Raw genomic sequence first — 20,895 nt, 5'->3', positions numbered from 1 at the left:
CACTCAGCCGATCGTCATCGGCAGCGAGCGGCCGGAGAGGCCCCGCCCCTGCCGAGCGAGCGTGCGCGCGAGGTCGAGGATCGTCGTGGCCGCGGCATCCGTCGTCTCGCCGGCGACGATCGGGAGGCCGGCGTCGCCCCCCTCACGGAGCGCGGGACTCAGCGGGATCGAGGCCAGCAGCGGGACCGTGGCGCCCGGCTCGGAGAGCGCTTCGGCGACCGCCGCACCTCCACCTGAGCCGAACAGATCGATGACCGTGCCGTCGGGGAGCGTGTACGCCGCCATGTTCTCGATGACGCCGATCACCCGCTGACCTGTCTGCCGCGCGACGAGTCCACTGCGGATGGCCACCTCTGCGGCGGCGGTCTGCGGCGTCGTGACGACAAGGACCTCGGCGTGGGGGAGGAGTTGGCCGATCGAGATGGCGATGTCGCCGGTGCCGGGCGGCATGTCGATGAGCAGCACATCGAGGTCGCCGAAGAACACGTCGGTGAGGAACTGCTGCACCGTGCGGTGCAGCATCGGTCCGCGCCACGCTACGACGGCCTCGCCGTCGCGGAGGAACATCCCGATCGAGATGGTCTTCACCCCGTGCGCCACCGGGGGCAGCATGAGGTCGTCGATACGAGTCGGCTGCGTCCCGGCGGGGATGCCGAGGAGCCCGGGAATCGAGAATCCGTGCACGTCGGCATCGACGAGGCCCACGGACAGACCCTGGTCTGCGAGTGCCACGGCGAGATTGGCGGTGACCGTCGATTTACCCACGCCGCCCTTGCCGCTGGAGACGAGGATCACGCGGGTGAGCGAGTCGGGCCCGAAGGGCATCTGGCGGGCCGGCCTGCCGTCGCGGAGCTTCTCGGTCAGCGCCTTGCGCTCCGCCGGCGTCATGACGCCCACTTCGACGTCGACCGAGGCGATGCCGGGGACGGATGCCGCAGCCTCGCGCACTTCGGACTCGATGCGCGCCGCTGCAGGGCAGCCCACGATCGTCAGGACGATGCCGACCTGAGCGCGGTCTCCGTCCACGGCGATCTCACGCACCATGTCGAGCTCGCCGATGGGGCGGCGCAGCTCCGGGTCCGTCACCGCGGAGACCGCGGCACGGACGAGGTCGGTCTCGGTCACGATGCGGCGCCCGCCGTCGGTTTGTCCCCGGTGTCTTCGAGCTCGGCGAGGAGAGCCTTCAGCTCCTGTCGGAGAACGTCACGCGTGACGGCCTGCGAATTGCGCTCCTCGAGCGCCATCCGCAGCGCCACGATCTCCCGGGCGAGGTACTCGGTGTCAGCGAGGTTGCGTTCCGCGCGCTGGCGATCCTGTTCGATCTGCACGCGGTCGCGGTCGTCCTGTCGGTTCTGGGCGAGCAGGATCAGCGGCGCGGCATAAGAGGCCTGCAAAGAGAGCATGAGGGTGAGGGCGGTGAAGCCGAGGGCGGCGTCGTCGAAGCGCAGCTCGTCAGGCCCCAAGGTGTTCCAGACGATCCAGGCCACGCAGAACAGGCTGAGCATGAGCAGGAAGGTCGGTGTGCCCATCGCGCGGGCCACCCACTCCGTGAACCGGCCGAACCGGTCGCGCGAGGTCGTGCGGGGCCTCGTCGTGCTGCGGCCGGGGGCATCGAGGCGCGGCGAGCGGGGCATCAGCGTGCCTCCTTCGCGGGGGACGGCGTGTCGCTGTCGTGCGATCGCCAGTCATCGGGGAGCAGATAGTCGAGCACATCATCGATGCTGATCGCGCCGACGAGCCGGTGCGCCGCGTCGATCACCGGGAGCGAGACGAGGTCGTAGCTCGCCAACAGTCGCGCCACCTCGGCGGCGGATGCGGTGACGGGAACGGGCTCGAGGCTGTCGTCGAGGATCGCTCCGAGGCGCTCGTGGGGCGGGTAGCGCAGCATCCGCTGGAAGTGCACGAGGCCGAGCAGACGTCCGGTCGGCGTCTCGAACGGCGGCAGGGTCACGAACACGGCGGCGGCGAGTGCGGGGTGCAGCTCGTGACGGCGGATCAGGGCCAATGCCTCCGCGACGGTGGCGTCTGCGGAGAGGATGATCGGCTCCGGGGTCATCAGACCACCCGCGGTGTCGGGACCGTAGCGCAGCAGCATCCTGACGTCTTCGGCCTCTTCCGGCTCCATCAGCTCGAGAAGCTGTTCGAGTCGGTCCGGGGCCAGCTGGGCGAGCAGATCGGCGGCGTCGTCCGGTTCCATCTGGTCGAGGATGTCGGCCGCGCGCTCATCGCCGAGACGGTCGAGGATGTGCACCTGTTCGTCTTCGGGCATCTCCTCGAGTGCGTCGGCGAGACGGTCGTCCGACAGCTCTTCGGCCACCTCGATCATGCGCTGCTGCGGAAGATCGAGAAGGGTGTTGGCGAGGTCGGCGGCGTGCAGCTCCGAGTACGAGGCGACGAGCTGCTCAGCGGACTGAGACTCGCCCGGTGCACGCTGCTCGGCGACCTCGCTCCAGGCGGCGAACGTGGTCGGACCCTTCGCGAACGGCGAGGCGCTGGTCTTCGGGCGGCGGAGGAAGAGCTGACTGATCGCCCATTCGCCGAGGCGGTTCGGTTCGATCGCGACGTCTTCGATGACGGCCGTGCCGCTGCCGTCGGCGAAGCTCACGCGCCGTCCGAGCATCTCGGCGAGCACGCGCACCTCGCCGGCGCGGGGAGAGAAGCGTCGCACGTTGATCAGTCCGGTGGTGATGACCTGTCCGGACCGGATCGACGTGACCCGGCCGATCGAGAGGAACACGTGACGTCGCCCCGGGATCTCGACGACCAGGCCGATCACGCGGGGCGCCGCGGTACTTCGATACACGACGACGACATCCCGGACCTTGCCGAGCCGGTCGCCGAGGGGGTCGAAGACGGCGCACCCGGCCAGGCGCGCGGCGAAAACCCGTTGTGTGCTCACTTCTCCAGAGTAGTCGGCGGGTCCGGCCGAGGGCGGGATGGTCGCGCCTCGGGCCGTCGACGGGTGCGCGTGGAAGAATAGCCGGATGAGCATGCTGAACCGCCCCGCGAGCGGCACCGAGACCGGCGAGATGGTCGCTTCGACGCGCGACTACGAGAGCGCGCAGAAGACGGTGTCGAAGCTGATCGCGGGGGAGGTGCCGGCCAGAGACATCGCGATCGTCGGGCAGAGCGTGCGCACGGTCGAGCGCGTCACCGGAAAGCTGGGGTATGCGGCGGCCGCGCGTTCGGGCGCCGTCAACGGCGTCCTGATCGGCCTGTTCCTCTCGGCGATCCTCGTGATCGGCAACCCCGAGGTGCCGATCCAGCTCTTCGTCGGCTTCGTCTTCATCGGCGTCGCGCTCGGGATGCTGCTGAGCCTCGTCACCTACGCGATCGTTCGTCGCCGACGCGACTTCGCGAGCGTCACGCAGTTCGCCGCCGACCACTACGAGGTGACGGTGCAGGCAGCATCGCTCGCGAAGGCCCGTCAGGTGCTCGGCGCGACGAAGACGGCGCCGGTGCGGCCGCCCGTGAACCTCGACGAGCCGCCGCGCTACGGCGAGCGGATCACGCCCGGTGCGGTGACTCCCGAGCCCGCGGAGCCCGTGGTCCCGCCGCGTCCGGCCGATCCCGTCGCGGAACCGCAGCAGCCGGACGGCGGTCCCGCCCCCGAAGCCGCCCCTGCGGCGCCCGCGGCCGACGAGGCCGAGCCGATCTCCCCGCTGCCCGTTCCCGAACCCGGCATCGTGCCCGGCTCGGATGCGCCGGAAGGTGACCGACGATGACGCTTCCCGAGCCCCATCAGCCGGGGGAGTTCGCTCCGCCGCCGCCACCTGCGCCGCCGGTGCCACCTGCACCGGCCGCGCCCCCTGCTCAGACATACGATGCCCCCAGGGCGCCCGCGGGATATCCGGCACCCGGAAACCCGGCACCCGGATACCCGGCGCCCACCTACCAGGCACCCGGCCAACCGGCTGCTGCGGTGCCGCCCGGGTATGCCCCGCCGGCGTACCCAGGACCCGGATATCCGTCGCAGACGTACCCCGCCCCCGGCTACCCCGGGCAGTTCCCCCCAGCGGTCGCGCCGGCGCGCGGTCTGCTCCCGTGGGCCCTCGGTTTCCTGGTGCTCATCCCCTTCCCGTTCATCGGAGGGCTCGCGTCGGGCCTCGCGATGGCTGTCAGCGGAGCATCGGCGCGACGAGCCGGCGGACCCGCTGCGGAGAACGCGCGATCGGCGTTGAACTGGGGACTGACCTACCTGATGGTGTCGACGGTGCTCCTCGTCATGCACTTCGTGCTGCTCATCACCCTGACCTCGCAGGGCACCGCGTCCACCGGGTTCTTCCCGCTGGGCATCCCCATCACGTTGTACTTCGCCGTCTCACTGCTCCACGTCGTGCTCGTGATCATCGGTACGGTGCGGGTGTCGTCGGGAGGCGTCATGCGCGTCCCCTTCGCCATCCCCTTCGCACGCGCCTGATGGCGACGATCCAGGTCGATCTCCCGACGGAGCCGACCGTGGTCAGCGCGGACTGGTCCGCGGGCGAGAACGGCATGACGGTGCTCGTCGCGCACGGTGCCGGCACCGGCAAGGGCCATCCGTTCCTCACAGGGTTCACGGAGGCCCTCGGCGGACTAGGTTTCTCCACTCTGCGCTTCAACTTCCCGTACGTGGAGCAGGGCAGGAAGATGCCCGGACCCGCGGCGCACGCCATGTCGACGTGGCAGGCCGCTGTGGCGTTCGCCCGCGCGCAGGAACCGGGAAACACGGTGTGGGCGACGGGCAAGTCCTACGGCGGACGCATGGCGTCCATGGCCGTCGCGGACGGACTCATCGTCGACGGCCTGGCGTACCTCGGCTATCCGTTGCACCCACCGGGCAGGCCCGAGAAGCCGCGCGTGGAGCATCTGCCGGCCATCGCGGTTCCGCAGCTGTTCGTCGAGGGGACGAACGACCCTTTCATCCAGCCGATCTCGCAGTTCGAAGAAGCGGTCGCGTCCTGTCAGGATGCCCGAGTCGTCTGGATCGAGGGCGGCGGCCACACCTTCGAGGTGAAGGGACAGAAGCGTCCCGCCTCCGAGATCGGCGAATCTCTCGCGCCGATCGTCGCCGAGTTCGTCCGCCGCTAGCAGGGCGAACTCGGCGACGTGCATACGTCAGAACGGCCGGGAACGGCCTGGTTTCCCCTGATCCACCCAGCGCGTGTGCGACTTGAGCGCGAGCAGCACGGCGAAGTAGATCACCGCGCCGGCGATGAGCGCTGCGACGGCGTAGATCAGGACGATGGCGAAGAAGCTGACGACTCCGAACATGGCGTCAGGCCTTCAGCCGGGCGATCCAGGCCTCGACCTCGTCGGCCGTGCGCGGGATGTCCGCCGACAGGTTGACCGGACCGTCCTCGGTCATGAGGATGTCGTCTTCGATGCGCACGCCGATCCCGCGGAGCTCGGCCGGAACCGTCAGGTCGTCGATCTGGAAGTACAGGCCGGGCTCGATCGTGAACACCATGCCGGGGGCCAGGATGCCGTCGTAGTACATCTCCCGACGTGCCTGCGCGCAGTCGTGCACATCGATGCCGAGGTGGTGCGAGGTGCCGTGCACCATGTACCGGCGGTGCTGGCCGCCCTTGTCTGCATCGAGCGCCTCCTCGGCGGTGACCGGAAGCAGGCCCCACTCGGCGGTGCGCTCGGCGATGACCTTCATGGCCGCGCCGTGCACATCGCGGAACCGCACACCGATCCGCGCTGCAGCGAAGGCCGCATCCGCTGCTTCGCGCACCGTCTCGTACACGCGGCGCTGCACCTCGGTGAACGTGCCGGAGACGGGAAGCGTGCGGGTGATGTCGGCCGTGTACAGGCTGTCGGCCTCGACACCGGCATCGACCAGGATCAGGTCGCCGGGGACGACGGTGCCGTCGTTGCGCGTCCAGTGCAGGTAGCAGGCGTGGGGACCCGAGGCGGCGATCGTGTCGTAGCCCTCGCCGTTGCCGTCTTCGCGGGCCCGGCGGTGGAACACTCCTTCGACGACGCGCTCGCCGCGGGCGTGGGCGACGGCGGCGGGAAGCTCGCGGATGATGTCGTCGAACCCGTCGGCCGTGATCTCGACCGCACGGCGCATCTCGGCGATCTCGAACTCGTCCTTGATGAGGCGCAGCTCGGAGACGAATCGGGTCAGCGCCTCGTCGTCTTCGAGCACGAGCTCGCCCGCCACGGCCTCGAGCTCGTCGAGGTGGGCGGTGGCGATGTCGAGGTCGGCGGCGACGCCGGCCAGGGACGGGCGGGGGCCGATCCAGAACTCGCCGACCGTGGCATCGGCGTAGAACTCGGTCGTCGTCCGGTCGGCACGCTCGCGGAAGAAGAGCGTGATGTCATGCCCCGAGTCGGTGGGCGCGAAGACCAGTACCGAGTCGGGCTCCGCGTCCGACGCCCATCCGGTGAGGTGCGCGAAGGCGGAGTGCGCCCGGAAGACGTAGTCGGTGTCGTTGCTGCGCTGCTTGAGGGAGCCGGCGGGGATCACCAGGCGCTTGCCGGGGAACGCGGCCGAGACGGCGGCACGGCGGACGGCGGCGTAGGCGGCCTGTGCGCGGGGAGCCGGAAGGGTCTCCGGGCGCTCGGCCCAGCCGGTGGAGATGGTGTCGAGGAAGCCCTGAGGGAACGGCTGCTTGCGGTTCGTGGTGCTGTTCTCGGCCGATGCTTCGACGGTGGGTTCTGCGATCGTGTCGCGCTCTCCGGTGCTCATCCCTCCAGTCTGTCATCTGCAGGGAGTACACGGGAGCTCAGCCGGCGGGCTCCAGCTGCACGACGAGCGCACGGTGGTCGCTGCCGCCGGCATCGTCGAGCACGACGGAGCCGGTCGGCGTCCAGTTCTGCGAGGCCATCACGTGGTCGATCGGCGCACCGGCGAGCGGCGGGAGCGAGCTCGGCCAGGTGCCGGTGACGCCGTTGCCGGTGCGCGCCGCCACGTCACGGCAGTAGCCGATGTCGCCGCCCTCCACGCCGAGTCCGGCCATATGGTCGATCGTCGCGTTGAAGTCTCCCGCCAGGATGAAGTCCCCCTGCGGGCACTGGTCGGCGATCCACTGCAGATCGGTCTGCCACTGCTGCATCTCTTCCATGCGCGGTGCGACCGCGTGCACGGCGACGATCGTGGGACCTGTGCCGTCGATCGGCATCAGGACGACACTGGGCACGGAACCCGTGTTGCTGGTGCCGTCCTTCGCCGACTCGATCACGGAGTACTCGCCGAGATCGGGGGCGACCAGGACCGTGGTCTGCCAGGACTGCGGTCCGTCCTGCACATCGGGACGGAACTGCACGTGGTGCACCCACATCGGGTGCCCCTGCTCCCTCAGCATGATGGCGATCCGCTCGCCGACCTCTTCGGTGGTCTCGGGCAGCGCGACCACGTCCGCGCCCTGGTCGAGGATGCGCTGTGCGATCACGTCGGCCGACACGGCCTCGCCCGCGGTGTTCCAGGTGAGCACTCGAACGCTGCTGTCGGTCTTCTCCGGAAGGGCGGTCGCTCCGTAGCCCCTGCTGGCTCCGATCAATGCGGTGGCGCTCGCTCCCAACAGCGCGACGATCAGCACCGACGCGGCGAACCCGCGAAGCGGCCGCGCGAACAGCAGCAGGAGGGCGAGCACCACGATGATGAGGAAGCCGCCGAGGACCAGGCCGCGGACGGAGACGAGCTGCGCGAAGGGATAGGTCTGCTCGAGGTGGAAGAACTGCGGCCACACCACGATCGCCGTCGCGATCGCGAGCAGCACGGTGAAGAGGATCCCCAGTAGTCGAAACATCCCCTCCAGCCTAGAAGCGCCGCCTGTGAAGTCCCTGCCCCGACATCCCCTCCGTGCGCCTCCGCGCCCGGTGCGGGTGACGCTCGGTACGCTCGGAGGATGGCCACTCCGTCTGCCGGGTTCGCCGGTCCCGCCGACCTGCACCTGCACTCCCACCAGTCCGACGGCACGGAGTCGCCGGCCGAGGTGATGCGGCAGGTCCACGCGCACGGGATCCGCACGGCGGCGCTCACCGACCACGACCGCTCCACCGGGTGGGCCGAGGCGGGCGATGCGGCCGTCGCGCTCGGAATGACCTTCATCCCCGGCATGGAGCTTTCAGCCAAGCACGAATGGCGCAGTGTGCACGTACTGGGCTATCTCTTCGACCCCGAGAACGAGGCGCTGCGCGCCGAGACCGATCGCATCCGCGGAGACCGGATCGGCCGTGCCGAGCGCATCGTTCGGAACATCGGGCGGGACTACGACCTCCACTGGGAGGACGTCGTCGCGCAGACGAACCTGGATGCGACGGTGGGGCGCCCCCACATCGCCGACGCGCTGATCGCCCGCGGCATCGTCCGGGACCGGACCGAGGCGTTCGACGGCATCCTGCACCCGCGCGAGGGGTACTACGAGCCGCACTACGCACCGGATCCCCTCACCGCGGTACGGCTGATCACGGAGGCTGGGGGAGTTGCCGTCATCGCGCACCCCGTGACGTCGGGCCGCGACCGGATGATGCCGGTGTCGTTCATCGAGCGACTGATCGACGCCGGCCTCGGTGGCTTCGAGATCGACCATCGCGAGAACACAGAAGCCGGCAAGCGGAAGCTGCGGGAGATCGCCGCCGAGCATGACCTCATCATTACCGGGTCCAGCGACTATCACGGCAGCGGCAAGCCGAACCGTCCGGGCGAGAACACCACGTCCGACGAGATGGTCGCGCGGCTCATAGCACGCGGCACCGGTATCTCCCCGCGTTATCCCTGATCCTCGGCATTCTGTCGGTCATCTCCCGGCGGGCTGTCGACGGCGACCGATACCGTCCGAGGCATGCAGCGAGCGACTTCCCTGGAGCGGCGCGTCGATGCGATCGCTCACCGCGTCCTCCGCGGCGCCCCGGCGAACGGAATCCGTGCCGGCCTGATCGAGTTCGCGGTGTTCGTGCTGAAGCAGGCATGGGCATGCATCTTCGGGGCGGCACTGCTCGTCGTGATCGTCGCAGCGCGGATCTGGTACCCCGACGATGCGGCGCTCGCCCGCAACGATGCGCTGACGATCGCCGCGGTGCTCATCCAGGCGGCGATGCTCGTCTTCCGGCTGGAGAGCGGTCGCGAGCTGTGGGTCATCGTGCTTTTCCACATCACCGGCACCGTGATGGAGCTGTTCAAGACCGATGTCGGATCGTGGGCCTATGCCGCGGACGGATTCCTGCGCATCGGCGGGGTGCCCCTGTTCAGCGGCTTCATGTATGCCGCGGTCGGGTCTTACATGGTGCGCGTCTACCGCCTCTTCGACCTGGGCTTCGAGAGGTATCCGCGTCGGTGGATGACGGCGATCCTCGCGGTCGCGATCTACGTCAACTTCTTCGCGCACCACTGGTGGTGGGATGCGCGCTGGGTGCTGCTGGTCGGCGTCGTGTTGCTGTGGCTGCCCACGGTCATGCACGCCCGCGTGTGGCGACGCACGATCCGGCTACCGCTCCTGGCCGTCTTCGCCGGTGTCGCCGTGTTCATCTATCTCGCCGAGAACATCGGCACCTGGGCGGGTGCCTGGGCGTATCCCGACCAGGCCGAGGGCTGGCAGCCGGTGTCTCCGAGCAAGCTGACCTCGTGGTTCCTGCTCATGATCATCTCGGTCGTCCTCGTCGCGTGGGTGTATCCGCCACAGGTTCCTGCCGCGTTGCTGCAACGCGGGCAGGCTGCTCGAGCGCCGGTCTGATCCGGGTGCACGACGAAGGGCGCGCACTGCGGATGATCGTCCGCAGGACGCGCCCTTCGTGAGGTGCTGAGGCCTGTCAGGCTCCGGCGACCGGAGCCGCTCCCGCGCCGGAACCGCCGCGACGACGCCGGCGACGACGTGCCGGAGCCGGCTTGCCGTCGTGGTGCTCCTTGCCTGCACCGTCGTGCGTGCCGGCGCCCTCGGCGCCACGGTCGGCTGCCGGCGCGGACTGACCCTCGTCCGACGTGGACTCGGCAGCGCCTTCGGCGAAGGTCGAACCGACCGGGGTGGTGCTGTTGCGGCGACGCCGGCGGCGGCGCGTGCCGCCCTCCTCGGTACCCTCGGCCGCGACATCCGCAGCCCGTTCGGGACGGCGGGTGCGCTCGGTCTTGACCGACTCGGTCTTCGGAGCCGAAACGAGACGGCCCTTGGTGCCCTGCGGGATGTCGAGGTCCTCGAACAGGTGCGGGCTCGACGAGTAGGTCTCGGTCGGATCCGGCTGGCCGAACTCGAGGGCGCGGTTGATGAGGGCCCACTTGTGCAGGTCCTCCCAGTCGACGAACGTGACCGCGATGCCGGTCTTGCCCGCGCGACCGGTACGGCCGGCGCGGTGCAGGTACGTCTTGTCCTCATCCGGGATCGTGTGGTTGATCACGTGCGTGACGTCGTCGACGTCGATGCCGCGGGCCGCGACGTCGGTGGCGACGAGCACGTCGCGCTTGCCGGCTTTGAACGCGGCCATCGAGCGCTCGCGCTGGTCCTGGCCCATGTCGCCGTGCACGCCGCCGACGTTGAAGCCGCGGTCGCCGAGCTCATCGACGAGGCGCTGTGCAGCGCGCTTTGTGCGCGTGAAGATGACCGTCTTGCCGCGACCCTCGGCCTGCAGGATGCGGGCGATGATCTCGTCCTTGTCCATCGAGTGCGCGCGGTAGACGAGGTGCTTGATGTTCGCCTGCGTGAGGCCCTCATCGGGGTCGTTCGCGCGGATGTGGATCGGGTTCGACATGAAGCGGCGGGCGAGCGCCACGATCGGGCCGGGCATGGTCGCCGAGAACAGCTGCGTGTGGCGGACCGCCGGGACCTTCTGGAAGATCTTCTCGATGTCGGCGAGGAAGCCGAGGTCGAGCATCTTGTCGGCCTCGTCGAGCACGACCTCGGTCGCGTTCGAGAGGTCGAGCAGGCGCTGGCCCGCGAGGTCGATCAGGCGACCGGGGGTGCCGACGACGATCTGTGCGCCGGCCTTGAGCTGGTCGATCTGCCCCTCGTACGCCTTGCCGCCGTAGATGGCGACGACGCTGGTGGAACGGTTGCTGGTGAGCAGGTCGATGTCTTCGTAGACCTGCACCGCGAGCTCGCGGGTCGGCACCACGATGAGTGCCTTGACGCCGTGCTCCGGGTCCTTGCCGAGGCGCTGGACGACGGGGATGCCGAACCCGAAGGTCTTTCCCGTTCCGGTCTTCGCCTGGCCGATGATGTCCTGGCCGGGAAGGCCGAGGGGGATGGTCTGCTCCTGGATCGGGAACGCGTCGACGATGCCCTTGGCGGCGAGCGCGTCGACGATGTCCTGATCGATGCCGAGATCGGCGAAAGTTGTCACTTTATTCAGATTGCCTGTCCGGCGAGCCTGGGGGATCGCCACGTAAACGGAGCCACGCCGTCTCTTGTGCCACAGGCGCGGGGCCCCGCTCCGACGGCGGGGACACGCCCAGCCTACCCGAGGGGTCGTCAGGACCCGGGAGAAGGTCGCAGCGCGGGTATTGTGAACGACGTGGTGGACTCGGGAGGAAGACCTCGTGGTTAAGTGGTTCTGGCAGCGCGAAGACGCGCCGCGGCGTACCCTCGCACTTCGCAGTCGAGGGGAGCAGAGCGATGCCACGCGCATCGACTTCGCCGAACTCGCCCCCGAACTGGATCGTTTCCTCGGCCAGGCGGCTTACCTGCAGCTGGGGTACTTCGAGACGCTCACCCGGCTGATCCGGGCGACGCCGGAGCTGTCCGAGAAAGAGTCGCTGTCGCGCGCGGCCGGAGCAGCGCTGACGAAACACCGCGGCATCGTCGAGGTCATCGCCGAGCGTGGCGGAGATCCCACGCAGGTGATGCTGCCGTTCCGCGAGCACCTCGATGCGTTCCGACGCAAGACGATCGGTGCGCGTCCGCGTGAGACCCTGCTGTCGGTGTACATCACCGCAGGGATGCTCGACGACTTCTACCTCGCGCTGGCCTCGAGCTACGGCGACACCGGCCGCCGGGTCGCGCAGATCCTGCGGGAGGACGACGCCGGCCACGAGATCGTCGCGATCATCCAGGAGACGATCGAGAGCGACGAGGAGTGGCGTTCGCTGCTGTCCATGTGGGCGCGGCGACTGGTCGGAGACACGATCCTCGTCTGCCGCTCGGCACTGCGTCCCGAGCTGCTCGACGTCGACGACGCCCGCATCGAGCCGGTGTACACCGAGCTGATGGGCGCGCACGCGCGACGCATGGATGCGATGGGCCTCGCGTCCTAGAGGCCGCCGCGGACCAGGGGCGTCCGGGTCAGATGCCCAGTGCGGTCCTCGTCGCCGAGTCGGAGCGCTTGCGCAGCGCCGTGATGGCCATGGTCCCGACGGCGGCGATCACGGCGGCGCCGAGCACGCTCGCGAGCCACAGCCAGATGCTGTCCTCGCCGACGCCCAGCCACTGCAGGCCCGTGTAGAGGATCGCCGATGCGGCCGTCGCGATGGCGGGGGCGAGGACGACCCCGCGCAGCTCGCGGTCACCGATCAGGAAGTGCACCGCGATTCCCAGCGCGCACGCCCCGACGAGTGCGAGGAGGATGTACATCGTCGGATCAGGCGACGAAGCCGACGCGGCGCGATTCCTCGGTGCCCAGCTCGATGTAGGCGAGGTTCGCGGTCGGGACGATGTACGAGTTGCCCTTCACATCGGCGAAGCTCACGTGCGTCGAGTTCTGCTCCAGCGCCGTGGCGACCTGGGTGCGGACCTCGTCCGCGCTCGCGCCGGTGTCGAAGCTCAGTTCACGGCCGGTGTTGATGATGCCGATGCGGATTTCCACGCGTGCTCCTTGAAGTTCGGGGACTGGCCCAACTCTACCCCGCGCGCCTCGGGCCGGATCGGCCGACCGCGGTGGTTTCGCCCTGAGCGCACAGGCGAGGACGCACGCCGATGTCCGCGCGTCCGGATAGCGTGGAGGACATGACATCGGATGCCGCGCAGCGAGCTGTGATCGCCGCGGAGCCGTCGGCATCGGGCGTCATCATCGGCGCACCGGGAACGGGGAAGACCCGCACCCTCGTCGACCGTGTGGTGCATCTGCTCGACGCGCAGGGGCTGCGACCCGAAGAGGTCCTCGCGCTCACCCCGAGTCGTCAGGCGGCGACGGCGCTGCGAGATCGCATCGGCGTGCGCATCGGTCAGGCCACCCCCGGGCCGTTGGCGCGGTCACTCGGGTCCTTCGCCTTCCAGCTGGTCCGCGGAGCGATGGTGCGCGAGGGCGCGGAACCGCCCGCGCTGCTCACCGGCGCAGACCAGGACCGTATCATCGCCGAGCTCCTCGCCGGTGACACGGAAGACGGGCGCATCCCCTGGCCGGATGCCCTCAGCGCCTCCGTTCGCGCATCGAAGGGATTCCGCTCCGAGCTTCGGGCGTTCCTGGCGGAGTGCACCGAGATCGGTGTCCACCCCGACGAGCTCCGAGCGTCGGGCAACGATGTGTGGGCCGCGGCGGCCGAGTTCCTGGTCGAGTATCGGACGGTGCTCGATGCGCTGCGTTCCGCGCACCGCGACGCGGCCGATCTCCTGAGCGAGGCGAGCACGATCCTGCACGGAGCGGACGCCGCGACGCTCGGCCCTCTGGCGCCCCTGCGCGTGGTGCTGATCGACGACGCGCAGGAGCTCACCCGCGGCGGGATCGCCATGGTCCGGAGCCTGCGTGGCCGCGGCATCGCCGTCCTGGCGTTCGGCGACCCCGACATCTCGTCCGGTTCCTTCCGCGGAGCGAGCCCTGAGCTGTTCGCCCAGCTCGCGGGCGCGCTCGGAGAGGTGCATGTGCTCGACGGTGCGCATCGCCAGCAGCCGGCGCTCACCGCCCTCACGCGGACCGTGACGCAGGCGATCGGTGTCTCCGGCAGGGTGGAGCATCGACGTGCTCCCGTGCCGGTGACAGCGGAGGAGATCGACGCCCGGGTCTCGACCTTCGTCGCCCCCTCGCCCTACGAGGAGCTCGATCGCATCGCCGGTGTGATGCGGGAATGGCATCTCGCCGAGGGGATCCGCTGGGACCGGATGGCCGTCATCGCCCACGACACCCGACAGGTGACGACCCTCGAGACCGAGCTCGCCGCCCGGGAGATCCCCACCCGGGCCGCCGGAGTGCAGCGTCCGCTCGGCAGCGAGGGCATCGTGCGAGACATCGTCGGCATCGTCCGGCTGGCGCTGACCCCGATGGAGGAGCGCACATCCGAAGCGCTCGAAGAGGCCATGCGCACCCCGTTCGGGGGGATGGACGCGATCGGACTGCGGCGACTCCGCGCGCGGCTCCGACACGTCGAGCTCGAGCAGGGCGGCGCGACCCCCGCGCGGGAGCTGCTGCGGCAGGCCATGGCCAATCCGTCGCACCTGACCCTCATCGATGCGCCGGAGTCGCGCACGGCGGAGCGCTTCGCCGAGACGATCGAGGCCACGGCCAGAGCGGCCGCTCAGGGGGAGACGATCCACGATCTGCTGTGGCGGGTGTGGGACCAGGCCCGCGCCGTGGACGGTCGTCGGCTGCAGGTCGTCTGGCGAGAGATCTCGCAGGTGCCGACCGGCGCCGAGACGGCGCGCTCACTCGACGCCCTCGTCGCGCTCTTCGATGCGGCGAAGAGGTTCGTCGAGCGCACTCCGAACGAGAAGCCGCACACCTTCGTGCGCGACATCCTCGACAGCGAAGTCCCCGAAGATTCGCTGTCGACCCCCGACCGCCCGGGCCGGGTCACGCTCCTGACCCCGGCGACCGCCCTCGGAACGGAGTTCGACGCGGTGGTCGTCGCGGGGGTGCAGGACGGCATCTGGCCGAACGTGCGCCTGCGCGGCGGACTGCTGCAGACGTGGCGGCTGGCGGATGCGATGCACGCGGCTCGCACCGGTATCAGCACCGAGCCCGCGGGTGTGCTGGATCGCCGGCGAGCGGCACTCCACGACGAACTCCGGCTGTTCGTCCGCGCGGTCTCGCGTGCGCGCGATCGCCTGCTGATCACGGCGGTCGACGACGACGATCTCACGCCGAGTCCCTTCTTCGGGTTCCTGCCGGCCCCGGAACCACCGGAACGCCACGCGTCAGCCGAGCATCCTCTCACCCTGCGCGGACTGGTCGCACGGCATCGACGCAGCCTCACCACCGCCCACGCGGAGTCGCTCAGACGCGACGCCGCCGGGCAGCTCGCCGTGCTCGCCCGGGAGGGGGTGCCTGGGTCCGATCCGGCCGAGTGGTACGGAATGACCCCCGCGTCGAGCGACGCCCCACTCCGAGATCTCGCGGTCACGGGTGCGCGGGTCTCGCCGTCGAAGATGGAGTCGTATGAGGAGTGCGGCCTCAACTGGGTCGTCTCGGCGCTCGGCGGCGATACGGTGATGCCGCCGACCGCCGGGATCGGCACGATCGTGCACGAGGCGATGGAGCGCGTTCCCGACGGCGACCTGGAGCGGATGCGGGCGATCGTCGAGGAGCACTGGCCCGAGCTCGACTTCGAGACCGAGTGGATCGGCCGCAAGGAGCGGCGGCGCGCAGATGTGCTCGTGAACCGCCTGCACACCTATCTCGGCGATGTGCGGCGCGAGGGCGGCCGCGTGATCGGCAGTGAGATGGAGTTCCGCTTCGCCGTCGACGTGGCGCCGGAAGCGGAGGGCGAAGCTGTGCCGACCGTGCACCCGGTGGGGGATGACCGGGCGAATCAGGCCGTCATCCACGGGTACATCGACCGAGTCGAGGCCTATCCGCCGGCGGCCGGCGAGCATTCCCACGCCCGCGGGCGCGGCTGGGAGCCGATGTCGGGCGGTCAAGAAGGCCCGGTGGTCGTCGTCGATCTGAAAACCGGGAAGAACGACCCGGAATCCGACTCCGGCGTCGTCGAGCACGCGCAGCTGGCCGCCTATCAGGTCGCGGTCCAGGAGGGGCTCGTCGAGGGTGCTCCGCCGACGTCGCTGGCGGGGGCGCGGCTCGTGATCGTCTCGAAGACGCTCTCCAAGAGCGACTATCGCATCGCTCATCAGCACACGCTGAGTGACGAATCGCGCTCCGCATTCCTGCGGCGGGTGTCGGATGCCGCGCGCGGCATGTCGGCATCAAGCTTCACCGCGCAGGTGGAGTCGCACTGTGCGGACACGCAGCGCCGCGTGCATCCGTGTCGCATCCACACGGTGCCGGCGGTGAGCTCGTGACCGCGTGGAGCGGTGGCGAGGGGATCTCCGCCACCGATATCGCCGCCGCGCTCGGCCAGCCGTCGCCCACACCTGCGCAGCAGCGCGTGATCGAGGCGCCACCCGAGCCCGCGCTCGTCGTCGCCGGCGCCGGCAGCGGCAAGACCGAGACGATGTCGGGGCGCGTGGTGTGGCTGGTCGCGAACGGACACGTGCGGCGAGACGAGATCCTCGGTCTGACGTTCACCAGGAAGGCGGCGGGCGAGCTCGCAGAACGGATCGGACACCGGCTCGCGGTCATCGACGAGTACGGACGCCGAGGTCTTCTGCCGCACGTGCCCGAGATCGTGCGCGCGGGGGCACTGCGTCGTGTCGACGAGGCGGTGCCGGGCCGCCAGCGCGAGCTCGTGCGCGCGCACGTGCTCGATGAGCTTGCCGCGCACCACGGCACCGGGTGGGATCCGGCGACGCCTCGATCGGCCGAAGACCTCATGGTCCGGCCGCGCGTCTCGACGTACAACGCGTTCGCCGACGGCATCGTCCGCGAACACGCGGCACGGATCGGCCGGGATCCCGACGTCGCCATGCTCAGCCAGGCAGCCTCGTGGATGCTGGCGCGCGAGGTCGTGCTCCGCAGCGATCTTCCCGAGCTGGAGAACATCGACTACGCGCTCGCCACGGTCATCGACGCGGTGCAGCGGCTCGCGGGCGACGCCCTCGATCATCGCGTCGACCTCGACCTGGCTGAGCGGATCGCGGAGGAGCAGGCGCTGGCGTTCGAGCCGTATCGCGGCAACGCCGATGTCGAGAAGGCGGCGGTCAACCTGCTCAGTCTGCCGACGATCGCACGCCTGGTGCGCGACTACATCGATGCGAAGCAACGCCGTGGCGTGCTGGACTTCGCCGATCAGGTCAGTGGCGCCTACGACATCGTCGAGTCCGCTCCCGACGTCCGCGCTGAACTCCGTGAGCAGCATCGCGTCGTGCTCCTCGACGAGTACCAGGACACCTCGGTGATCCAGACGCGCTTCCTCGCCGAGCTCTTCCGTGATTCCGCGGTGATGGCGGTCGGCGACCCGCACCAGTCCATCTACGGCTGGCGCGGTGCGAGCGCCGACAACCTGTACGCCTTCTCGGGAACCTTCTCGGGAACGGGAACAGCGACGACGTACAGCCTCATGACGAGCTGGCGGAACGACCGGGGCATCCTCGACATCGCGAACCGGGTGCTCGAGCCGCTGCAGCGGCCGGGGCTCGATGTCCCGCCGCTCGAACCCCGCCCCGGAGCGGGCGAAGGCACGGTCACCGTGAGATTCCCGTTCACGGTCGACGAGGAGGCCGCAGCCGTCGCGGACTGGTTCGTCGAGCGGCGGGCGGAACACGAAGCGCGTGCGGGCGGCGCGGGCCACACAACGATTCCCCACACCGGCGCGATCCTGTTCCGTTCCAAACGGCACATGCAGACCTTCGCGGCGGCGCTCGCCGGCCGCGGCGTCCCGCACCGCATCCTCGGCCTCGGTGGACTCCTCGCGACACCGGAGGTCGTCGACGTCGTCTCGACCCTTCGCGTCGTGCACGACCCCACCGCGGGGTCTGCGCTGATCCGCCTGCTCACCGGCCCCCGGTTCGGCGTCGGCGTCGCCGACATGGCGGCCCTCTATGACCTGGGGCGCACACTGTCCGAGCGCGACACCGCGATGGCGCCCCTCCCTGAAGAAGTGCGGGCACGGCTGCGATCTTCCCGCGGCGCGGACGAGGCGGTGTCGATCATCGACGCGGTCGACGTGGTGCGCGCGGTGCGCGACGACTACCGGTTGCTCGAATCGATCACCCCCGACGGGCGGGCGCGGGTCAGAGCAGCGGGGGAGATGCTGGAACGGCTCCGACGCGCCTCGTCGCAGCCGATCCCGGAGCTGATCCGACTCATCGAGCTCGAACTCCGCCTGGACATCGAGCTCGCGGCCAACGAGACCAGGGGCCCCGCACGTATCGCGGCCACGCAGCTGCGTGCCTTCGCCGACGAGGTGCGGGCGTTCCTCGCGGCCGACGAGCGGGGGAGCATCGGCAGCCTGCTCGCCTGGCTCGACAAGGCCGAGAGCACGGATGAGCTGATGCCGCGGCCCGAGCCGCCGGAGGCGGGTGTCGTGCAGCTGCTCACCATCCACGGGTCCAAGGGACTCGAGTGGGATGCAGTCGCCGTGGTCCGGCTGGTGGCCGACGAGCTTCCGAGCAGGGTCTCCGACACCTCCGGCTGGTTCGGGTTCGGCGTCGTGCCGTTCGCCCTGCGGGGTGACCGGGACGCGTTGCCGCGGTTCGAGTGGGACCCCGTCGAGGCCATGGGCGGCGAGGCCGATCCCGCGAAGAGGCAGAAGCTCGCGCAGGCCTCGCTCTCGGGCGGTGCGACGAAAGCGAATCCGCACGGGGGCGCGCTCAAGCGGTTCAAGGACGCCTACCGTGCGTACCAGCAGCAAGAAGAGCGGCGCCTCGCCTACGTCGCGGTCACCCGTGCGCGGACGGATCTGCTTCTCAGCGGTGCGCACTGGGCCGGTCAGAAGGCCCCGCGCACGCCGAGTCCCTTCCTCATCGAGGCGATCGAGGTGCGTGGCCTCGAGCCGATCGAGACGGTGGACCCGGACGACAATCCGTACGACGGTCCCGGGTCCACGCTTCGCTGGCCGCTCGATCCGCTGGGAGCGCGGAGGGCGGTCGTCTCCGCAGCCGCCACGTCTGTCGAGGAGGCGATGCGGGCCGGGACGGCCGAGCCGACGATCGAGCTCGAGCGTCTGCTGGCCGAGCGCGCGGCCCGCCAGCGCGGGACCGATGCCGAGGCCCCGACGCGTGTGCCCGCCTCACGATTCAAGGACTACGTGACCGATTTCTCGGGAACGCTGTCGTCGATCGTGCGCCCCATGCCGGAACGCCCCTATCGGCAGACGCGCCTCGGCACCCTGTTCCACGCCTGGGTCGAGCAGCGGTCCGAGCTCGTCGGAGTCGGCAGTCGCGTCGACGAGGCGCTCTGGGAGATCGACGAGGACGAGACCGGGCCGGATCCCGTCCGAGAAGGCTCGGGCGCGTCAGCCGACGCGGCCGACCTCGCTGCCCTGCAGGAGACCTTCGAGCGCAGCGAATGGGGCGCGCTCAAGCCGATCGCCGTGGAAATCGAGATCGATTTCGCCCTCGGGTCCGGACTGCCTGAGGCGGAACACCGGGGTGGGGCCCACATCGTGATCTGCAAGCTCGACGCGGTGTACCGGCGCGCCGACCGCGGCGACCGAATCGAGATCGTCGACTGGAAGACCGGTCGGGCGCCGCGCACACCACAGGAGCGCGACGAGCGGATGCTGCAGCTCGCGCTCTACCGCCTGGCCTATCATCGGCGATTCGAGGTGCCGCTCGACGACATCGACGTGGCGTTGTATTACGTGGCGGACGATCTGATCATCCGCGGCGACCGCGTCTATTCGGAGGAAGAGCTCTTCCAGCGCTGGAGTGCCGCTCGCGCGGCGCGCTGAGCCTCATCGGAGTCTTCCCCGTCGTCGTCGGTGTCCTCGCGCGGGGCGAGGGGGTGCGAGTCCTCGCGTGCTCCGGCGGCGCCGCTGGTGCCGGCGAACAGGCTCGCGACGCCCGAGAGGTCTTCGGTCTCGATGTTCAGCATCTCCGCCCGGTGCGCGCTCTCGTCGGGGCGACGGCCGGTTTCGGTCCCGGTGGTCGGGAGCCGGTCGTGCGATGCGGTCTCGGTCTGCGCCGGGTCCGAGTCGTCGGGGGCGTTCGCCCACAGCTCTTCCGGGTTGTACGCATCGGTGTGCATCGACGTGTCGATCTCCGCGGCGGCGTCTTGGGGAACACGGTCGAGGGCGTCGAGGGCGGAGTCGACGCCGACGCCGCGAGAGTCGATGAGGTTGAGGTCGTCGTCGCGGATACCTTCGGCGAGTGCCTCCAGCAGGGCGGCGGCATCGTCGACGATGTCCGGGCGGCGCATCGAATCGCCGTGCACCAGCCACCGGGCGAATTCCAGCTCGGCGAGCAGGCGCGCCCGCACCTCGAGGCCGCTGTCGGGTGCGCGGTCGACAGCACGGGCGTATGACGCGTGCACGTCGGCGGCGGCGTCCGGGGCCGCCGAGAGCCAGGAGAGATCGAGGGCCGGATCGCCGACGGAGAGTCCATGCCATCCGAGCAGTCCGACCACTTCGGGGCCGCGCTCGGGGTCGTCTTCGAACAGGAACGAGGTCGCCTGGACGCCGCCCAGGATGACGGTGGACTCGAAACGCCACAGCTCGTCGTCGGCGACGGCATCGCGCCAGCGCACCGTGAGTCGGGCGGGAACGCGGCCGGTGGCAGCGGCCGTGTCGATCAGGCGATCCAGTTCCGCGCGGCTCTCCTCGGCGCTGCGAGTGGCGAGCCCTGCACCCCGGACGACCGATGTCGGCAGGCCGTGCACGGCGGCGATCGACGAGCCCATGGATTCGGCGGCGCCACGCCCGGCCGGCACCAGCGCGGCTTCGATCTGGAACCCGGGGAGGAGTTCGGTCACGAGGGCGCGTGCATCGCCGAGTCGGGTCTCGCCGATGTAGGCGGGAGCGCGGAAGGGGAGCATCGCCCGTGCGCCGTCGGTCAGTGCGCGCAACGCGAGTGCCTCGGCAGCGAGCTCACGCGCGGTGTCGTCATCGTCTGCGACACGGATCGCGAGCTCACGGCCGTCGGCGAGCGAGGCCACCGCCGAGTCGAACCGCGCGTCGCCGTCCGCGCTCAAGCTCCGGGCGCCGGTGACCTCCGCCCCGGGCAGTGCGGCGGTCACTGCCGCGGCTAGAGTGAATGGAGAGCGTCCCATGCCCCCAGG

General features: G+C 70.0%; 18 protein-coding genes. 8 read left to right on the top strand and 10 right to left on the bottom strand.

What is annotated here, in order from left to right:
- Positions 1–3: 3 nt before the first annotated feature.
- Genes BQ2383_RS11970 through BQ2383_RS11960 form a run of 3 tightly spaced genes read right to left on the bottom strand, consistent with a single transcriptional unit; the run spans position 4 to position 2,899 of the window.
- The gene (locus tag BQ2383_RS11970; RefSeq protein ID WP_091034113.1) at positions 4–1,125 is read right to left on the bottom strand and encodes an Mrp/NBP35 family ATP-binding protein; all 1,122 of its coding nucleotides are present in this window, start codon (positions 1,123–1,125) and stop codon (positions 4–6) included.
- Complete coding sequence (locus BQ2383_RS11965) at positions 1,122–1,634, bottom strand: DUF1003 domain-containing protein (RefSeq protein ID WP_091034110.1); 513 nt, start codon at positions 1,632–1,634, stop codon at positions 1,122–1,124. The genes BQ2383_RS11970 and BQ2383_RS11965 overlap by 4 nt, the downstream gene beginning before the upstream one ends.
- The gene (locus tag BQ2383_RS11960; RefSeq protein ID WP_091034547.1) at positions 1,634–2,899 is read right to left on the bottom strand and encodes a magnesium transporter MgtE N-terminal domain-containing protein; all 1,266 of its coding nucleotides are present in this window, start codon (positions 2,897–2,899) and stop codon (positions 1,634–1,636) included. Before BQ2383_RS11960 ends, BQ2383_RS11965 begins: the two co-directional genes overlap by 1 nt.
- Before the next feature lie 85 nt (positions 2,900–2,984).
- On the opposite strand from BQ2383_RS11960, the gene BQ2383_RS11955 reads away from it, so the two are divergent.
- The 3 genes from BQ2383_RS11955 to BQ2383_RS11945 all read left to right on the top strand — a co-directional run bounded on the left by BQ2383_RS11955 (position 2,985) and on the right by BQ2383_RS11945 (position 5,070).
- A complete protein-coding gene (locus tag BQ2383_RS11955) occupies positions 2,985–3,725 on the top strand; it encodes a general stress protein (RefSeq protein WP_237682423.1) in 741 nt (246 codons plus the stop codon).
- A 338-nt stretch (positions 3,726–4,063) separates the two neighbouring features.
- Positions 4,064–4,420 (top strand): DUF4870 domain-containing protein, encoded by a 357-nt coding sequence (locus BQ2383_RS11950; RefSeq protein ID WP_140403348.1) that lies wholly within the window; start codon positions 4,064–4,066, stop codon positions 4,418–4,420.
- Positions 4,420–5,070, top strand: a complete 651-nt coding sequence (locus BQ2383_RS11945; RefSeq protein ID WP_091034104.1) for an alpha/beta hydrolase family protein — start codon at positions 4,420–4,422, stop codon at positions 5,068–5,070. Before BQ2383_RS11950 ends, BQ2383_RS11945 begins: the two co-directional genes overlap by 1 nt.
- 27 nt (positions 5,071–5,097) lie before the next feature.
- On the opposite strand, the gene BQ2383_RS19380 is transcribed toward BQ2383_RS11945, so the two are convergent.
- Genes BQ2383_RS19380 through BQ2383_RS11935 form a run of 3 tightly spaced genes read right to left on the bottom strand, consistent with a single transcriptional unit; the run spans position 5,098 to position 7,739 of the window.
- Positions 5,098–5,253: a hypothetical protein gene (locus tag BQ2383_RS19380; RefSeq protein ID WP_167381614.1), complete on the bottom strand. Its 156-nt coding sequence runs from the start codon at positions 5,251–5,253 to the stop codon at positions 5,098–5,100.
- Between the two features lie 4 nt (positions 5,254–5,257).
- Entirely contained in the window at positions 5,258–6,679 is a 1,422-nt protein-coding gene (locus BQ2383_RS11940; RefSeq protein WP_091034101.1) for an aminopeptidase P family protein, read from the bottom strand.
- Positions 6,680–6,716: 37 nt separating this feature from the next.
- Complete coding sequence (locus BQ2383_RS11935) at positions 6,717–7,739, bottom strand: endonuclease/exonuclease/phosphatase family protein (protein WP_091034098.1); 1,023 nt, start codon at positions 7,737–7,739, stop codon at positions 6,717–6,719.
- Between the two features lie 99 nt (positions 7,740–7,838).
- Here BQ2383_RS11935 and BQ2383_RS11930 point away from each other — a divergent pair, with 99 nt between their 5' ends.
- Positions 7,839–8,711, top strand: coding sequence for a PHP domain-containing protein (locus tag BQ2383_RS11930; RefSeq protein WP_091034096.1), 873 nt, complete (start codon positions 7,839–7,841; stop codon positions 8,709–8,711).
- A 63-nt stretch (positions 8,712–8,774) separates the two neighbouring features.
- Entirely contained in the window at positions 8,775–9,662 is an 888-nt protein-coding gene (locus tag BQ2383_RS11925) for a DUF817 domain-containing protein (RefSeq protein WP_091034093.1), read from the top strand.
- A 76-nt stretch (positions 9,663–9,738) separates the two neighbouring features.
- On the opposite strand, the gene BQ2383_RS11920 is transcribed toward BQ2383_RS11925, so the two are convergent.
- Positions 9,739–11,259 (bottom strand): DEAD/DEAH box helicase, encoded by a 1,521-nt coding sequence (locus BQ2383_RS11920; protein WP_091034090.1) that lies wholly within the window; start codon positions 11,257–11,259, stop codon positions 9,739–9,741.
- Positions 11,260–11,455: 196 nt separating this feature from the next.
- On the opposite strand from BQ2383_RS11920, the gene BQ2383_RS11915 reads away from it, so the two are divergent.
- Positions 11,456–12,169 (top strand): ferritin-like fold-containing protein, encoded by a 714-nt coding sequence (locus BQ2383_RS11915; protein ID WP_091034087.1) that lies wholly within the window; start codon positions 11,456–11,458, stop codon positions 12,167–12,169.
- Positions 12,170–12,197: 28 nt separating this feature from the next.
- Here the strand turns inward: BQ2383_RS11915 and BQ2383_RS11910 are convergent, their stop codons facing one another.
- Together BQ2383_RS11910 and BQ2383_RS11905 are read right to left on the bottom strand one after the other, a co-directional pair.
- Positions 12,198–12,485, bottom strand: coding sequence for a hypothetical protein (locus tag BQ2383_RS11910; protein ID WP_091034084.1), 288 nt, complete (start codon positions 12,483–12,485; stop codon positions 12,198–12,200).
- Between the two features lie 7 nt (positions 12,486–12,492).
- Positions 12,493–12,717 (bottom strand): DUF3107 domain-containing protein, encoded by a 225-nt coding sequence (locus BQ2383_RS11905; RefSeq protein WP_091034081.1) that lies wholly within the window; start codon positions 12,715–12,717, stop codon positions 12,493–12,495.
- 140 nt (positions 12,718–12,857) lie between these two features.
- On the opposite strand from BQ2383_RS11905, the gene BQ2383_RS11900 reads away from it, so the two are divergent.
- Both BQ2383_RS11900 and BQ2383_RS11895 read left to right on the top strand, forming a co-directional pair.
- Positions 12,858–16,079, top strand: coding sequence for an ATP-dependent helicase (locus BQ2383_RS11900; RefSeq protein WP_091034544.1), 3,222 nt, complete (start codon positions 12,858–12,860; stop codon positions 16,077–16,079).
- On the top strand, positions 16,043–19,570 hold the full coding sequence (locus BQ2383_RS11895) for an ATP-dependent DNA helicase (RefSeq protein ID WP_244176004.1): 3,528 nt from the start codon (positions 16,043–16,045) through the stop codon (positions 19,568–19,570). The genes BQ2383_RS11900 and BQ2383_RS11895 overlap by 37 nt, the downstream gene beginning before the upstream one ends.
- Here the strand turns inward: BQ2383_RS11895 and BQ2383_RS11890 are convergent.
- Positions 19,516–20,886, bottom strand: a complete 1,371-nt coding sequence (locus tag BQ2383_RS11890) for a hypothetical protein (RefSeq protein ID WP_205828953.1) — start codon at positions 20,884–20,886, stop codon at positions 19,516–19,518. The genes BQ2383_RS11895 and BQ2383_RS11890 overlap by 55 nt on opposite strands.
- Positions 20,887–20,895: the final 9 nt, after the last annotated feature.

Source organism: Microbacterium oxydans (assembly GCF_900095745.1).
Taxonomy (GTDB): domain Bacteria; phylum Actinomycetota; class Actinomycetes; order Actinomycetales; family Microbacteriaceae; genus Microbacterium; species Microbacterium oxydans_B.
Note: the sequence above shows the minus strand (reverse complement) of the source record. Positions and strands in the feature narration are given on the sequence as shown.

What these genes read in the sequence shown, in the direction of transcription:
- BQ2383_RS11955 (WP_237682423.1), top strand. Translation starts at nt 2,985, where the DNA reads ATGAGCATGCTGAACCGCCCCGCGAGCGGCACCGAGACCGGCGAGATG.
- BQ2383_RS11925 (WP_091034093.1), top strand. Translation starts at nt 8,775, where the DNA reads ATGCAGCGAGCGACTTCCCTGGAGCGGCGCGTCGATGCGATCGCTCAC.
- BQ2383_RS11930 (WP_091034096.1), top strand. Translation starts at nt 7,839, where the DNA reads ATGGCCACTCCGTCTGCCGGGTTCGCCGGTCCCGCCGACCTGCACCTG.
- BQ2383_RS11935 (WP_091034098.1), bottom strand. Translation starts at nt 7,739, where the DNA reads ATGTTTCGACTACTGGGGATCCTCTTCACCGTGCTGCTCGCGATCGCG.
- BQ2383_RS11945 (WP_091034104.1), top strand. Translation starts at nt 4,420, where the DNA reads ATGGCGACGATCCAGGTCGATCTCCCGACGGAGCCGACCGTGGTCAGC.
- BQ2383_RS11900 (WP_091034544.1), top strand. Translation starts at nt 12,858, where the DNA reads ATGACATCGGATGCCGCGCAGCGAGCTGTGATCGCCGCGGAGCCGTCG.
- BQ2383_RS19380 (WP_167381614.1), bottom strand. Translation starts at nt 5,253, where the DNA reads ATGTTCGGAGTCGTCAGCTTCTTCGCCATCGTCCTGATCTACGCCGTC.
- BQ2383_RS11940 (WP_091034101.1), bottom strand. Translation starts at nt 6,679, where the DNA reads ATGAGCACCGGAGAGCGCGACACGATCGCAGAACCCACCGTCGAAGCA.
- BQ2383_RS11910 (WP_091034084.1), bottom strand. Translation starts at nt 12,485, where the DNA reads ATGTACATCCTCCTCGCACTCGTCGGGGCGTGCGCGCTGGGAATCGCG.
- BQ2383_RS11890 (WP_205828953.1), bottom strand. Translation starts at nt 20,886, where the DNA reads ATGGGACGCTCTCCATTCACTCTAGCCGCGGCAGTGACCGCCGCACTG.
- BQ2383_RS11965 (WP_091034110.1), bottom strand. Translation starts at nt 1,634, where the DNA reads ATGCCCCGCTCGCCGCGCCTCGATGCCCCCGGCCGCAGCACGACGAGG.